The sequence below is a fragment of the Asticcacaulis currens genome, from assembly GCF_028550395.1.
GTDB classification, from domain to species: Bacteria; Pseudomonadota; Alphaproteobacteria; order Caulobacterales; family Caulobacteraceae; genus Asticcacaulis; species Asticcacaulis currens.
In genome coordinates this window covers 132,364-146,290 of sequence record NZ_JAQQKW010000001.1, presented here as the reverse complement: position 1 = coordinate 146,290, position 13,927 = coordinate 132,364, and the positions used below count along the sequence as shown (strand labels likewise).

12 protein-coding genes are annotated in these 13,927 nt (G+C 52.8%); 4 read left to right on the top strand and 8 right to left on the bottom strand.

Going from position 1 to position 13,927, the window contains the following annotated elements; translation table 11 throughout:
• Positions 1 to 63 precede the first annotated feature (63 nt).
• The gene (locus PQU94_RS00560) at positions 64 to 1,209 is read right to left on the bottom strand and encodes a glycosyltransferase family 2 protein (RefSeq protein WP_272739543.1); all 1,146 of its coding nucleotides are present in this window, start codon (positions 1,207 to 1,209) and stop codon (positions 64 to 66) included.
• 2 nt (positions 1,210 to 1,211) lie between these two features.
• Positions 1,212 to 2,057, bottom strand: coding sequence for a glycoside hydrolase family 16 protein (locus PQU94_RS00555; RefSeq protein WP_272739542.1), 846 nt, complete (start codon positions 2,055 to 2,057; stop codon positions 1,212 to 1,214).
• Positions 2,058 to 2,182: 125 nt separating this feature from the next.
• Here PQU94_RS00555 and PQU94_RS00550 point away from each other — a divergent pair, with 125 nt between their 5' ends.
• Complete coding sequence (locus PQU94_RS00550; protein ID WP_272739541.1) at positions 2,183 to 2,704, top strand: hypothetical protein; 522 nt, start codon at positions 2,183 to 2,185, stop codon at positions 2,702 to 2,704.
• A gap of 189 nt (positions 2,705 to 2,893) precedes the next feature.
• On the opposite strand, the gene PQU94_RS00545 is transcribed toward PQU94_RS00550, so the two are convergent.
• From PQU94_RS00545 to PQU94_RS00520, 6 genes are all read right to left on the bottom strand, one after another.
• The gene (locus tag PQU94_RS00545; RefSeq protein WP_272739540.1) at positions 2,894 to 3,958 is read right to left on the bottom strand and encodes a glycosyltransferase family 4 protein; all 1,065 of its coding nucleotides are present in this window, start codon (positions 3,956 to 3,958) and stop codon (positions 2,894 to 2,896) included.
• Between the two features lie 7 nt (positions 3,959 to 3,965).
• Positions 3,966 to 5,102, bottom strand: coding sequence for a glycosyltransferase (locus tag PQU94_RS00540; RefSeq protein WP_272739539.1), 1,137 nt, complete (start codon positions 5,100 to 5,102; stop codon positions 3,966 to 3,968).
• Positions 5,103 to 5,350: 248 nt separating this feature from the next.
• Positions 5,351 to 6,061: a sugar transferase gene (locus tag PQU94_RS00535; RefSeq protein ID WP_272739538.1), complete on the bottom strand. Its 711-nt coding sequence runs from the start codon at positions 6,059 to 6,061 to the stop codon at positions 5,351 to 5,353.
• A 398-nt stretch (positions 6,062 to 6,459) separates the two neighbouring features.
• A complete protein-coding gene (locus tag PQU94_RS00530; protein ID WP_272739537.1) occupies positions 6,460 to 6,744 on the bottom strand; it encodes a hypothetical protein in 285 nt (94 codons plus the stop codon).
• A 361-nt stretch (positions 6,745 to 7,105) separates the two neighbouring features.
• A complete protein-coding gene (locus PQU94_RS00525) occupies positions 7,106 to 7,543 on the bottom strand; it encodes a vanz family protein (RefSeq protein ID WP_272739536.1) in 438 nt (145 codons plus the stop codon).
• Between the two features lie 208 nt (positions 7,544 to 7,751).
• On the bottom strand, positions 7,752 to 8,906 hold the full coding sequence (locus PQU94_RS00520) for a glycosyltransferase (RefSeq protein ID WP_272739535.1): 1,155 nt from the start codon (positions 8,904 to 8,906) through the stop codon (positions 7,752 to 7,754).
• A 579-nt stretch (positions 8,907 to 9,485) separates the two neighbouring features.
• Here PQU94_RS00520 and PQU94_RS00515 point away from each other — a divergent pair.
• The 3 genes from PQU94_RS00515 (at position 9,486) to PQU94_RS00505 (ending at position 13,710) form a co-directional block, all read left to right on the top strand.
• A complete protein-coding gene (locus tag PQU94_RS00515) occupies positions 9,486 to 10,109 on the top strand; it encodes a polysaccharide biosynthesis/export family protein (protein ID WP_272739534.1) in 624 nt (207 codons plus the stop codon).
• A gap of 34 nt (positions 10,110 to 10,143) precedes the next feature.
• Positions 10,144 to 11,469, top strand: a complete 1,326-nt coding sequence (locus PQU94_RS00510; RefSeq protein WP_272739533.1) for an outer membrane beta-barrel protein — start codon at positions 10,144 to 10,146, stop codon at positions 11,467 to 11,469.
• 87 nt (positions 11,470 to 11,556) lie between these two features.
• Positions 11,557 to 13,710, top strand: coding sequence for a GumC family protein (locus PQU94_RS00505; RefSeq protein ID WP_272739532.1), 2,154 nt, complete (start codon positions 11,557 to 11,559; stop codon positions 13,708 to 13,710).
• Positions 13,711 to 13,927: the final 217 nt, after the last annotated feature.

The following is a 13,927-nucleotide window of genomic DNA, read 5'->3' as shown; positions in this document are numbered from 1 at the left end:
GTTTGATGTTCGTGAAAAACGAATCCAGTCTACTGTTAACCATATAAGTCATTGCGCTAAAACTCAAAACAGGTAGCCCGCCCAAAAGGCACCGCCGAGGTCGGCTTGGAATCTTTTTTTAGTCTCCGCGTCGGCCTGTGATAGAGGCAGAATGATCTGAAGTATGGTTTCGATATCTAGCTCGTCAGGCCTTGCCTGTATGAGAATTTCAGGCGAAACACGTACCGTACCTGCCGGGAAGGGCGACTGCGTCGCGCCATCGTCTTCGCGCATGACACGCTTCTTGACACCTTCAAGTGCAAAGCGGCCAAAAATCAAGAGCGAAGCAGGCACTGAAAAGACGATTATGGCAACATCTCTGATTTTTTTCGCCTTTAACGCTTCTACAAGTCTCACCGCGCCGCGGTACTCGCTGAGCGCCTTGGTTCGTTTTGCCAAAAGAGGCTTTATAGACGCAATCTTCTCGGCGTAGACATCTGAGAAGCGCTTGTTGGCGACAATGAGAGCGTCGGCATCCATCGAATTCAACCGGTATGAAAGGGACGCGGAGTGACGTCTGTAAAAATACATCGCTATACCCGAGACGATGAGGTGTGCCCCTTCTGCGATGAGACGGGCGAGAAAATCGAAATCCTCGCCAATTCTGACCTTTTCATCATAGCGAACGTTCGCTGCGTCAAGGAAGCTGCGCCGGATCACCGGCTTTAAGTAGCCAAGATCAGATCCAAAGCCGCCGTCCGTGGGTGTTAGCAACGTCGCTAGAGAGACAGGTGTGCCTTGAACAGAAAGAATGGCTTTTATGAACGGCCAGGTTGTTCTGGCATCCGTTCCCTCTGTAAACGCCAGCAACTGGTCAGCGCTTATATCCGCACCCGCCTTATTGGCAAGTTCGACAAGTTTATAGAGACGCTGCGGATGCATGAGGTCGTCGGCATCCATTATCGCCACCCAGTCTCCCGTGGCGATGGACAGGGCACGATTGCGGGCGGCGCCAGGGCCTGTACCGGGCCCATTTATCAGATGAACATTCTCGTTCTGCGCAGCCAATGTCATCAACCATTCCGTTGTGCCATCCGTCGATCCGTCGTCAACGACGATAAGCTCAACCTCCACGCCCTCCTGCGAAAGGCAGCTGTCTATGGCGGCTTGAAGATAACCGCCAGGATTAAGGCACGCCATAAGCACACTTATTTTAAACTGCGAACCCATTGCTATTTTGCCTGATACACGCGGACATATTCGACTTCCATCTGAGTGGGGAATGCACTGGGGTCAATGCCTTGCGCATTGCCCCATGCGCCACCCACGGCGACATTTAGTATGAGATGGAAGGGATGATCGAAGGGCCACTGGGTGTAGGATGCGCCCGACGGCTTCATGGCCGTGTATATTGTTTTGCCGTCGACGTAGAAAGTCATTGAGCCTGCGCGCCAGTTCATTTGATAGTTGTGAAACGTACCACAGGCGTCATTCACGTAAGCCGAGGCACTCATGGCCGGACCACCGTTCTCGGTCGCATAATTGTGCAGCGTGGAATGCACACGATTTGGTTCATGACCCACATGCTCCATAATATCGATTTCACCGCTGGTGGGCCAGTTACCCCAATCGCTCAATAGCCAGAAGGCTGGCCACACGCCACGGCCGCAGGGTAGTTTTGCGCGAATATCAAAGAAGCCGTACTTCCAGGCGGCATTACCGTGGGTTACGAGCCGAGCCGAGCTATACTCCTGTCCCGCCCAGTCTGATTGGGAGGATAAAGCCTCCTTGCGGGCTTCTATGATAAGCTTGCCGTTCTCCAGGCGCGTATTTTCCACGCGGCGCTTCGAGTAGTATTGGCGCTCATTGTGCCACCACAACTCTTTATTGCCTCGTGTATCGTGGGCCCATTTTTTTGGGTCCGGCAGACCCGTGCCGTCAAATTCGTCGGACCACACAAGGCTATAGCCTTGCGGTACCGGTGTCTGGCTGGGCTGGCTAAAAGCGCCCGAACATCCGGTTGCGCAAAAAAGGGCGGCAAGTCCGAAAAAGGTGAACTTCAAACCATTAATGTGCATATCGAAATTCCCGAAAAATAATCGAAATGTCCGGCTGGCAACGGTAGGACTCTATTATCCACTAAGCTTCAATAAATTTTAAGCAGATTTGGTTACTCTATCACCGAAATTACGGAGCATAGAAAATGCCGAGATCCTCGCTGAACAGCATCAAGTATTTCGTCCTCGTTGCCGGCTTGCTGGCAACATTTGTATATGGAGCTTGGTTGGTCAAGCACGACCGGAACATCATTGACGGCGGAGAGTCAGCGGTAGCTTTTGTGACGGCCTATCTCCTGTGTTCAATTCTGCTGCTCGTATTAAGTGGCTTGCGCAAGTCGGACGTGGCGGTTTTTACCTATACACTCACAATGATGGCCCTAAATGGGCAAATTCTCGTTGCAGAGCATGGTCTTGCTCCGTTTCCGTACTTCGCAACGGCCGCAGCAGCCATCATTGGGATGTTAGCGGCGATTGTACCGCTTTACATTTCAAATGTCAGGCAGGCGGCCCAGTTCCGAAGAGCGTCTGATAGCGTCTCTAGAAAAAGTTTGTCCGGCCGGCAACTGGCCGCTGAAATGGGGATGGTCGGCCCGTCCGCAGCGTACTCCCATGGCAGCCGGATCCAAGAGGCTCAAGCTGGCGCGATTCATAATGCGAACTCCTGAGGATAGTAAAACTTAAAATATATTGCAGGCGCGAGTGCTATAATATATTCAAAAATTGCTTTTAAAGAGTGGATCGGCCGTTAACTAGGGTCGAGTTTTTTTCTCAACTTTCTAATTATTTACTCGGATTCTGGATATAGTGCGGCCCTATTTTTCGCTGCTTTGTATTTGTCTTGCGGCCCCCGCACTTTAGGCTCGGCGTCGCATAATCCCTTTATATACCTGCTCAGTCTCGCTCATTACTCTGTAGATATCAAAGTGTTCTATGCCTTTGAGTGAGGCTGCACGTTGTTTTTGCAGCTCTTCAGGGTCAGACAAAAGCCGTAGAAGCGCATCGGCAAGTGAGCCAGGATCGGACGGAGGTACAAGAACTCCAGCATCTCCGATTGTCAGCATTTCAGGGATGCCGTCTACGTTCGTGGCCACGATCGCGCAGCCTTGTTCGCGTGCTTCCGGTATGACGAGAGGACAGGGATCCTGAAGCGAAGTCAGGACAAAAATATCGGCGGCAGCCAAGTACGGTCTGGTCTGGCGGATCATGCCCAGAAAATGAATTCTCGAAGCGTGCTCGAGGCCCTGGGCAATGTCCTGATAGGCTTTTTCATCGGGACCTTCACCAAGAATGTAAAGATGTACGTCCGGGTTAGCCTTCGACACCGTATCGAAGGCTTTCAGGAGGTGGCGTACGCCTTTGCGCTCGTGAAGCCCGCAAATCGTCATGATCGCAGGTTGCTCTAAGGTGATGCCGTCACTGGCTTCTGCTTTTCGCCTGGCGACGTTTAGTGTGCCATTCAAAACGCTCACAACGCGCTCGGCGTCTACCCCACGGCTGACCATATGCTTCGCCACGGCCTGGCTTACACCGATTACACGATCACCCAGCCCCATTAGAATAGCGTGGCCGTCAAAGGCGTTGTGCACGGTTGTTACAAGCGGGGTGCCAGATAGAACCGAGGCCGCCTTACCTGTTAGAGCACCGGTCATCATGTGGGCGTGGATGATGTCCGGCTTGAGCTTCCAGACGATGCGCGTCAAGTCGGAAGTGGAGCGCAGAAGTTTAAGTGGCCCTTTGACGCTTTGAGTTCCCCGATGGTGCGTGACGCCATTTTCTTTCAAAAGCGTCTCGAAGTCGCCACCTTGACTGACGTAATGGACCTCATGCCCGGCGGCGCTTTGTGCGCAGGCGAGATCAACGGCGGCATGTACGTTCCCGTTGGCAAATAAAACGTGATTTGAAACGTGAACAATTTTCATAGGGCCTCTAAAGACGTTTCAAGCCGGAAGCGGCTTTCATGAGTGGGCGTGGTTTGACGGGGGCGTCGGAGAGGAGGGTGTCGAGTGTTGCCTTCAGGTTTACGATAAACCGTGATTTGTCGAACTGTGCGGCATGGGCGCGCAGACGTTCCGGGGAATAGTCCATATGGGTATATTCCATTTCCAGGACTGCCTGGGTCAGGCTTTCCGGTGACTGTTCATCGAACAGAAGCCCGGTCTGGCCATGGAGCACGGTTTCGCAGGCGCCGCCCCGTCCGAAAGCGACAACGGGCCGGCCACTGGCCATGGCCTCCAGGGGCACGATGCCGAAGTCCTCAACGCCCGGGAAGACGAGAGCGCGGCAGCGTGCAAGATAATCGGCCATTTCTGTGTCGGAGAGGCTGCCCAGGAACCTGATGGTCGGTCCTGCGGATTTCTTCAGCTTCTCGGTGGCGCCGGAACCAATCACGATGAGTGGCTTGTTCAGTTTGGTGAAGACGTCTACGGCAAGATCGATGCGCTTGTAGGGCGTGATCTGACCCGCGCAGAGATAGAAGTCTTCGGGTTCCGGGTGAGGGGCAAAGCGTGCCAGGTCCACGGGGGGGTGTACGACGGTGGCTTCGCGGCGATAGAACCGCCACAGGCGCTTGGCGACATAGGTCGAGTTGGCAATGAAATGGTCGACTCGTGCAGCGGTCGTCACATCCCAGCTTCTCAGCCATGGTCCGGTCAGGCGTAGGAACAGCCGTGTTAAGGGGCCGGCCGAGTTATAATACTGGTGGGACAAATCCCAGATATAACGCATCGGGGAATGGCAGTAGCAGATGTGCATGGCATCCGGGCGCGGGATGATGCCTTTGGCAGGGCCTGCTTCTGAGGAGATGATGAGATCGTAGCTGGTGAGATCAAAGGATTCCAGGGCAGCTGGCATCAAGGGAAGCAGCTTCTGGTAAAACTTTGCGCCGCCCATTTTTTGAAGGAAGGACGTATATATGCGCCGACTGCGCAGCAAGGGGGAGAGTTTGTCAAAGTCGGCGACGAGGCAATAGATGTCGGCGTCAGGATAGAGTTCGGCCAGTGCCTCGAGAACCCGCTCGCCCCCGCGCATGCCAACTAGCCAGTAATGTACGAGAGCGACTTTCATAACGCGTAGACCGTCCGTTGGAAATAAGTAGAGTTATATGCAAAGGGTCTGACTAATCTGTTACAGACAGACCTAAACTCGCCAGGCATCAGCGTTAGAAATAAGTCTCTATATGAGACGGTCTAGGGATAATTGCAGCACACAACTTAGTTCTGATTGCAATCGCAATCATTCGAAGCGGATGCTGGCTGAGCGGAAAACTTCTGTCTGAGGTCAATGCGCCACACTGAGGTGTGGTGCCAGCACGATCAGTAAGACCCGCGCTGAAACAAAACCGCAGGAACCGTCATGAAAATGATCTGGAAGTAAAGCTTCAACGTGCGGCGCTGTGAGTACAAACGATCAAGGGCAACCCGGCGACGGTAGGTTACATCGTTGCGGCCGAGTACTTGCCACAGGCCCGTAATGCCTGGGACAACAGACGTATAATGATCAAAGGAAGAGCCGTACTTGCAGACTTCGGATCGGACAATCGGACGCGGTCCTACCAAGCTCATTTCACCCCGAAGAACGTTAAAAAGCTGCGGTAGTTCATCGATGCTGGACTTGCGCAGGAATCGGCCGAGGCCCGTAATGCGCGGATCGTTACGCAGCTTATGATCCGCTTGCCACTCGGCACGAGCTTCTCGATCTTCAAGCAAAAGCTTGGCGAGAATCTCATCCGAATTTACATGCATGCTGCGAAATTTCAGGCAGCGAAACTCGCGCCCATTCAGACCGATACGTCGTTGTCCGTAAATGGCGGGGCCGCCATCTTGGAGTTTCACAAGCATTGCCACAAAAAGCAACGACGGAAGCAGAAACAGAATCGTAAAGGCGCTAATAATGATATCACTTAAACGAATTGCCAGGTCGGATGCCGTCTGCTTCGGACGAGTGACAGCCTTGCGCTTGATTTTCGGTTCATGAGACAGGGGGACGTCCGAGAATGCGACTGCTGCCTGCGTTTCGTACTTCATTTGCCTGTGTCCAATTCTGTAACAAAAAAGATTTGTGCACCTGACGGTCGCAAAAAAGGTGCCACTTCGGAATGAAGGAGCTGGCCCCAGCTCAGTTGGCTAAAATTCAATAATTAACCCATGCAGGGAACCGTTCAATCCGACACGCCAAAAAGGCGAAACTTCAAAATTTTTCGCATGTAAGGGAGTGTCGGAAACGCGAACTGACCGAAAACCCTGCAGTACTAAGGCAGTTAAGGTTACCATTTATCGTGCTGCACTGCGAATAAAAAATTCTGTCGCATTGCGATTGAAAGCGCGAGCGCCGCGAAGTGATATTATTGGCACTGTTTCAGCACAAAAAAGCTGCCGGGAAGACCGGCAGCTTTTTTTGCGAAGCAGGCTTAAAATGTCAGCCCCTAGTGGGCAAGGGCAGTGAGTACTGTCGCAATAACAAACCAAGCCGCCGCGCTTGAGCCAATCATTAGTCCCATACCAATGAGAAAGGCTTTGTGGTCGCGGATTGCCGCCGAGGCGGGTTGCTTCGAGAGTTCGTTTGATAGCCTTGCCTGAAGTTCATGCACTGGAGAAAAGCTGCCCATGGCACCTTCTTCCGACGCGATGCCCAAAGGGCGTAGGGCCCGTTTCCGAGTGAAGACGCCTGTATCGGCGGTCGCTGTGTGTTTTAGGGCCTTCTGTCCCATGGTGCACTCCGTTTGTTCGTAAGTGCAAGTTTTATATGGCGACGGTTAATGGATTGTATGTTATCGTGCTTTATTTATAATATTAACGCATCATAAATATTTATTCTCGGGTTGTTAACCGAACAATTTAAATAACGTGGTTAAAAAAGTGAGTTAATTTTATGAAAATATAACCATTGTTTATTAATAACGCGAGATTTTGAGGGTGGGCATGCTGTCGCGATTGCTTGCGGCGAAAATTATGGCAAACGCATAGATGGCCGCGATGGCGCGGACTACGATTTAGTGTTTCATTTTTTCTCCGTCATAGGGCAAGGGGACGAGATTGTCTGGTGCCGGTTCTCATCGCTGGCAAGCTTTCCTAACGTCGTGATTCCGGTGAGGATCCCGCACGCGTCGTACTTGCCATATCAAAGCGGCTGCGTCTCACTTTGCGTCCTCTTTCGCGAGCGCGCCGCCGAATTTCTTCCACCACCATTGGGGCAATACTCATGAACACACCAAACCCGCCGACGAAAAAATCAAGGAGGTTCCCGTCTCGGCCGACAATGGGCTGGACGACTTCTATAACGGCAGCAAAGCACAGGCAAATGGTGGCGATATCGCGCCGACGCATCCACGGAACCGATAATTGCGCAAGCGAGCTCAGAGAAAACATCGCCAAGAGATGAGCTTCAAGATCCGACAGGCCGATCATTCTTTCCAGTCCCGAAAAGGGGCTGAAAACAAAGAAGATAATGCTTAAAACCAAGAAGGCGACGGAGATTCTTGTGATAAAAACAACAGTGCTGGGGCTCATCAGATTCTCCGGAAAAAATGCGGACAAGCAAAATTGATAGGCGTGCAATCCGGCTTCGAATGGACAAATCAGAAGCGCTCGAAATAGTGCGGCCCCGAAAATTGTGCAGAGCACAAAAATAGGCCGGGATATCGGCCGAGTCAAAGAAAAGATGAATAAAAGGTTAATTCGGGCTTGCCAGGCTATCCCCCTTGGCCAGCTGCGGGGGTTAGAGGGCCGAATGTGAGGAGCGCGCGTTAAAGCCGGAAGTGGCTTTCATGAGTGGGCGTGGTTTGACGGGGGCGTCGGAGAGGAGGGTGTCGAGTGTTGCCTTCAGGTTTACGATAAACCGTGATTTGTCGAACTGTGCGGCATGGGCGCGCAGACGTTCCGGGGAATAGTCCATATGGGTATATTCCATTTCCAGGACTGCCTGGGTCAGGCTTTCCGGTGACTGTTCATCGAACAGAAGCCCGGTCTGGCCATGGAGCACGGTTTCGCAGGCGCCGCCCCGTCCGAAAGCGACAACGGGCCGGCCACTGGCCATGGCCTCCAGGGGCACGATGCCGAAGTCCTCAACGCCCGGGAAGACGAGAGCGCGGCAGCGTGCAAGATAATCGGCCATTTCTGTGTCGGAGAGGCTGCCCAGGAACCTGATGGTCGGTCCTGCGGATTTCTTCAGCTTCTCGGTGGCGCCGGAACCAATCACGATGAGTGGCTTGTTCAGTTTGGTGAAGACGTCTACGGCAAGATCGATGCGCTTGTAGGGCGTGATCTGACCCGCGCAGAGATAGAAGTCTTCGGGTTCCGGGTGAGGGGCAAAGCGTGCCAGGTCCACGGGGGGGTGTACGACGGTGGCTTCGCGGCGATAGAACCGCCACAGGCGCTTGGCGACATAGGTCGAGTTGGCAATGAAATGGTCGACTCGTGCAGCGGTCGTCACATCCCAGCTTCTCAGCCATGGTCCGGTCAGGCGTAGGAACAGCCGTGTTAAGGGGCCGGCCGAGTTATAATACTGGTGGGACAAATCCCAGATATAACGCATCGGGGAATGGCAGTAGCAGATGTGCATGGCATCCGGGCGCGGGATGATGCCTTTGGCAGGGCCTGCTTCTGAGGAGATGATGAGATCGTAGCTGGTGAGATCAAAGGATTCCAGGGCAGCTGGCATCAAGGGAAGCAGCTTCTGGTAAAACTTTGCGCCGCCCATTTTTTGAAGGAAGGACGTATATATGCGCCGACTGCGCAGCAAGGGGGAGAGTTTGTCAAAGTCGGCGACGAGGCAATAGATGTCGGCGTCAGGATAGAGTTCGGCCAGTGCCTCGAGAACCCGCTCGCCCCCGCGCATGCCAACTAGCCAGTAATGTACGAGAGCGACTTTCATAACGCGTAGACCGTCCGTTGGAAATAAGTAGAGTTATATGCAAAGGGTCTGACTAATCTGTTACAGACAGACCTAAACTCGCCAGGCATCAGCGTTAGAAATAAGTCTCTATATGAGACGGTCTAGGGATAATTGCAGCACACAACTTAGTTCTGATTGCAATCGCAATCATTCGAAGCGGATGCTGGCTGAGCGGAAAACTTCTGTCTGAGGTCAATGCGCCACACTGAGGTGTGGTGCCAGCACGATCAGTAAGACCCGCGCTGAAACAAAACCGCCAGAAGAGCGATGGCTACGGCTAACCTAAAATCGACAAAGGGAGGTTTCTAAGGATGCAGCGTGACACAAGTGCAACAAAATTGGGACATATCCTGTACTTTGGGCGAGTGCGCGTCCGACCCTCTTGGTGTCAAACCAAAAATCTCGTATCACTGGTACTTGCCGCACAATGGTGGTACGGACCTTGCAAAGTGTCACGATGTCTGTGTCGGGACGGCGAAGTTCGCATCAGGCACAAATTTGTGACCTCATGAATGTATTGACTGTTACGGTCTGGACATTCGCCCGTTGAATATGACTATGGCGAAGCTCAATAATATGGACGATTCAAACATGTTGCATAGATGGTTTGCGACTGCCTGCTCATTTGGTCTGATGGCTCTGGTGATCCTGTGCACTCTTCCGTTGCAGGCCCTTGCCCAGGAAGCGGCGCCCACAGCCGCCCATGCGCGGCCGGAGCAAGTTTATGAATACAATCTCGGCCCTGGGGATCGGGTTCGTGTCATCGTATTTGGCGAACAGGATTTAAGCGGCGAATTTGTCGTTTCGGGTGAGGGGAAGGTTTCCCTACCGCTGATCGGCGAAATACAGGCGTCCGGCGCCACCTCATCAGTGTTGCAGACCCGCATTGCCGATGCGCTTAAGCAGGGGTATCTCAACACGCCGCGTGTGAATGTTGAGGTTCTGACTTTCCGCCCCTTCTATATTTTTGGTGAAGTCAATAAGCCGGGCGAGTACCCCTATGTCAATGGGATGACAATTGAGCGAGCGGTTGCGATCGCATCGGGCTACACCTACAGGGCCAATAAAAAGAAGGTCTTCATTAAGCACGCCAACGAAAGTAAGGAAGTTGATGTTTCGCTTTCGTCTCCGATCATGATTCAACCCGGAGACACCATTAGAGTAGCCGAACGTTACTTCTAATTGCCGTTATATAATTCTATGCAAGTTCTCCCTCATGTCTGACGAAGCCGACGCGGGGGAGGGTTTGCACATATACTTGCCGCGAGGGGCTATGAAAAAAATCAATCTTTATACATACGTGGCGACCGCTGGTCTGCTGGTTGCCAGCCTGTCGACTCAGGCAATGGCTCAAAACCGGGATAATAATTTTTCCCGCGATCGTAGTACGAGCGTCGAAGAACGCGCTAGGCCCGAATTTACCCCGCTCGGTTTGCGCGCGGGTAGTTTCGTTGTAACGCCGGTAATTGGTGTCGGCCTGGGGTACAAGGATAACGTTTACTATACCGACACCAACAAAAAGAGCGATGCGTTCCTGGAACTGACGCCTGGTGTCGTTTTAACGTCAGATTGGGGGCGGCACTCCCTTTCGTTAGGTGCCAAGTCGACGGTCGTCCAGTACGCCAGCGAGACAAATGAAAATACGGCCGTGCTAAACCTCAACGCCCAAGGGCGTTTGGACATTAGTTCTGCGGCAAGCCTCGCGGGCAATCTGTCACATGAAACGGGCTACGAGTCGCGGGCAAGCTTCCTCGCTGACCCGAATGCCAGAAAGCCTGTCAAGATCACGACGACCCGTGCAGGTCTGGACCTTACTCTGGTGGGAAATCGCGTCCGTTTCATTGGTAGCCTTAATACAGAAGATGAATCTTACGATGACGTCGCTTCTCTCCTCGGCGGTACGATCCCTCAAGGCTATCGCGATATGACTGGAACCACCGTTTCTGGCCGCATCGATTACGCGATGAGCCCGAGCGTCTCCTTCTTTGTCTATGGTGCCAGCAATCAACGTCGCTACGACATTTCGTCGATCAATGACTCAGACGGCGCGATCTTCTCGGTGGGGACCAGTTTCGAAATTCGATCGCTCTCGCGGGGTGAAATACAGATTGGTACGCTCGCGCAAGACTACAAAAATCAATCCGTCGGAAAGCTGACCAATACGTATTATAACGGCAAGCTGGAATGGTTTCCCACGGAGTTGAGCACAGTCACTGGGAAAATCGGCCGTCAGTATAGCGATACGCCCTCGGTAGGTGGCTCCGTCTCTGCGCTGGCGTCTACGGCGGGTATCGCGGTTGATCACGAGCTGTTGCGCAACCTGATCCTATCGAGCGACTATGAACATGCGTCTTATGAATTCAATGGCATAGACCGCAGAGACACCAGAGACACAATCTCTATCGGTGCCAGATACCTGATGAATCGTCGCATTTCGCTCAGAGCGAACGTTGGTCACCAGAAGTATGACTCAAGTGGGGCCCAGGCCTTCCGAAATTATTCAGATAATTCAGTTAGAGTGGCCTTGGTTTTGCAATACTAGGCTTTACCTAACTATCCCCTCATTGTTCCTGGATTAAGTTCAGCCCTCATGTCTCTTAAGAATCATAGCGCCAAGCCAGACGATTTCATGAATCTGGAGCATATATTCTCTGATTTTCGGAAATATTTTAAGCTCCTGATCGCCGTCTTTATTCTCGTGTTTCCCCTCGTGTTTGCGGCAACTTATTTTAAGACACCGCAATATACATCGAGCGCGAGCGTGATGATTACAAACAGCGCTAAGACTGAGGTGCCTGGACAGGCACAGGCGGATGATCCGATTGATGCCGCACAAATTGACTCGGAGGTTGAACTTCTCAAGTCTAACTCCGTCGCCGAGCGCGTGGCGAAAGAGCTGGCCCTCGATAAAGATCCTGAGTTTGCAGGGACACCAAAAGTAGGATTTGGCGTTCATACGGTCAAAGGCTGGTTCAAGGGAGATAGTGCAAAGTCCACTTCCGGGGACAATATCGCTCAGTCGCGTCAGCAGGTTGTTACCGACGGCCTTTTGAGTCGGGTAAGCATCGAGCGCATAACTACCACACGCCTGATCAAGGTCAGCTTCACGAGTTCGTCGAAAGAAAAGGCCGCATTGATTGCGAACACCTGGATAAGGTCGTATCTGCAAGCGAAGATCGATAATCGCGAAGCGCTAAACCAGCAAGCTACCGGATGGTTGAGTGAACGCATCGAGACGTTGCGTAAGCAGGTCGAACAGGCAGATCGGGCCGTTCAGGAATATAAAATCGCCAATAACCTGCTCAGCGCTACGGGCTCGACCCTGACGGAGCAGGAAATCTCTGACCTTAAGCGCCAACTGGCGGGCGTACAAGTTGAGCGTGCCGAAAGCGCGGCTCGTCTCCGTACGGCGCAAAGCCAATTGGCGAGTGGCTCTAATGGCGACGACGTCGGCGAATCTTTGAATTCGACGGTTGTCTCCTCTTTACGCACGCAAGCCGCACAAATTTCAAGCCGTCTGGCGGAATTGCGCAGCCGTTATGGCCCCAATCATCCGGAAATTATCAAGGGCACAAATCAGTTAGCCGATATAAACGCGCAAATTCAGGCTGAGATTCAGCGTATCATGTCTAACTTGGAAGCTGAGGATCGCATTCAGGCCCAAAGGGCTGGCTCGATTTCAGGCTCTGTGCGTCGTGCACAAGGCCAGCTTGTCAGCAATTCAAAAGCTATGGTCAAGCTGAACGAGTTGGAGCTCAACTCCCAATCTGCGCGTCAGTTGTACGAATCCTATCTCGACCGTTTAAAACAAACGTCAACCCAGTCTGGCATTCAGACGTCAAATGCCTCAATAGTATCCGATGCTAAGATCGCCACGCGCCCCTCGTCGCCCAACCTGGCGGTCTCGCTGCTGATGGCTTTTACCGCCGCCGCTATTACATCGGGCAGCGCTGTGATGTTGAGGCGCGCGACGGACTCAGGTTTGGTCACGAGCAAGGATATCGAAAGTCACTTGGGTATTCGCCACCTAGCCAGCATCGCGTCTTTGCAATCGACCCTATTAAAGAGCAAAGAGAAAAAGCCGGTCCCGCACCGCTACATCATGGAAAAGTCATTATCGGTATTTGCCGAGGGCTTCCGTAATCTGCGCGCCGCAATGCTTTATGCACCAGACAATCAGCCGAAGGTGATCGCCCTCACCTCGGCCTTGCCCGGAGAGGGTAAGACGACAACCTCGGTTTGTCTGTCTGCGGCTTTCGCAATGGCTGGCGACAACGTCGTCCTCGTCGACTGCGATTTGCGTAGGAGCGGTCTCACTGCCGTCTTCGGCAAGACGTATGACAAGGGGCTAGTTGAGGTTCTGTCTGGCACCGCTACGTTAGAAGAAAGCCTACGCAAAGATGAAGTGACCGGGGTGACCTACCTTCCGCTGTCCACCAATCCGATCACAACCCACGATATTTTTGGCTCTGCCGAATTTGACAAGCTTCTGGATCAGCTCCGTGCGAAATTCGATTTTGTCATACTCGATACCGCCCCGGTATTGCCGGTCGCAGATACGCGAATTCTTGCCCGTAAGGCGGATTTCTTGGCTTTGCTCGTACGTTGGAGACAAACGCCGACTCGCGCTGTTCAGGCTGCGGCTGAAATACTGGTTGCGGCTGACGTAAAAATCGCTGGCGCGGCTCTTGTTCAGGTAGACGTTAAGGAACAGGGTAAGTACGGTTACGGTGACTCCGGCTACTACTATAAAGAATATAGCAAATACTATTTGGATAACTAAGGCAGGCATGGCCCAATCCTGGGGATCGCGTTGGCATCGCAACACTCTGCAGGCGGCTTGGACTGCTAACCGGCTATTCCATATGAACGGCAATCACCATGAGAATAGAGGTGAGGCGACCTGCCGCGTGATCACCTTATGTAAAAGAAGGCTCTGTCCAGCTCGACAGGTCTGTCCAACGAATCGGCCTGTTAAAGTCTCGTCTCTGCCTGGCGCA

Bases quoted from the DNA above. Each gene is read 5' to 3' on its own strand.
- PQU94_RS00560 (WP_272739543.1), bottom strand. From the start codon at position 1,209: ATGGGTTCGCAGTTTAAAATAAGTGTGCTTATGGCGTGCCTTAATCCT.
- PQU94_RS00555 (WP_272739542.1), bottom strand. From the start codon at position 2,057: ATGCACATTAATGGTTTGAAGTTCACCTTTTTCGGACTTGCCGCCCTT.
- PQU94_RS00550 (WP_272739541.1), top strand. From the start codon at position 2,183: ATGCCGAGATCCTCGCTGAACAGCATCAAGTATTTCGTCCTCGTTGCC.
- PQU94_RS00545 (WP_272739540.1), bottom strand. From the start codon at position 3,958: ATGAAAATTGTTCACGTTTCAAATCACGTTTTATTTGCCAACGGGAAC.
- PQU94_RS00540 (WP_272739539.1), bottom strand. From the start codon at position 5,102: ATGAAAGTCGCTCTCGTACATTACTGGCTAGTTGGCATGCGCGGGGGC.
- PQU94_RS00535 (WP_272739538.1), bottom strand. From the start codon at position 6,061: ATGAAGTACGAAACGCAGGCAGCAGTCGCATTCTCGGACGTCCCCCTG.
- PQU94_RS00530 (WP_272739537.1), bottom strand. From the start codon at position 6,744: ATGGGACAGAAGGCCCTAAAACACACAGCGACCGCCGATACAGGCGTC.
- PQU94_RS00525 (WP_272739536.1), bottom strand. From the start codon at position 7,543: ATGAGCCCCAGCACTGTTGTTTTTATCACAAGAATCTCCGTCGCCTTC.
- PQU94_RS00520 (WP_272739535.1), bottom strand. From the start codon at position 8,906: ATGAAAGTCGCTCTCGTACATTACTGGCTAGTTGGCATGCGCGGGGGC.
- PQU94_RS00515 (WP_272739534.1), top strand. From the start codon at position 9,486: ATGGCGAAGCTCAATAATATGGACGATTCAAACATGTTGCATAGATGG.
- PQU94_RS00510 (WP_272739533.1), top strand. From the start codon at position 10,144: ATGTCTGACGAAGCCGACGCGGGGGAGGGTTTGCACATATACTTGCCG.
- PQU94_RS00505 (WP_272739532.1), top strand. From the start codon at position 11,557: ATGAATCTGGAGCATATATTCTCTGATTTTCGGAAATATTTTAAGCTC.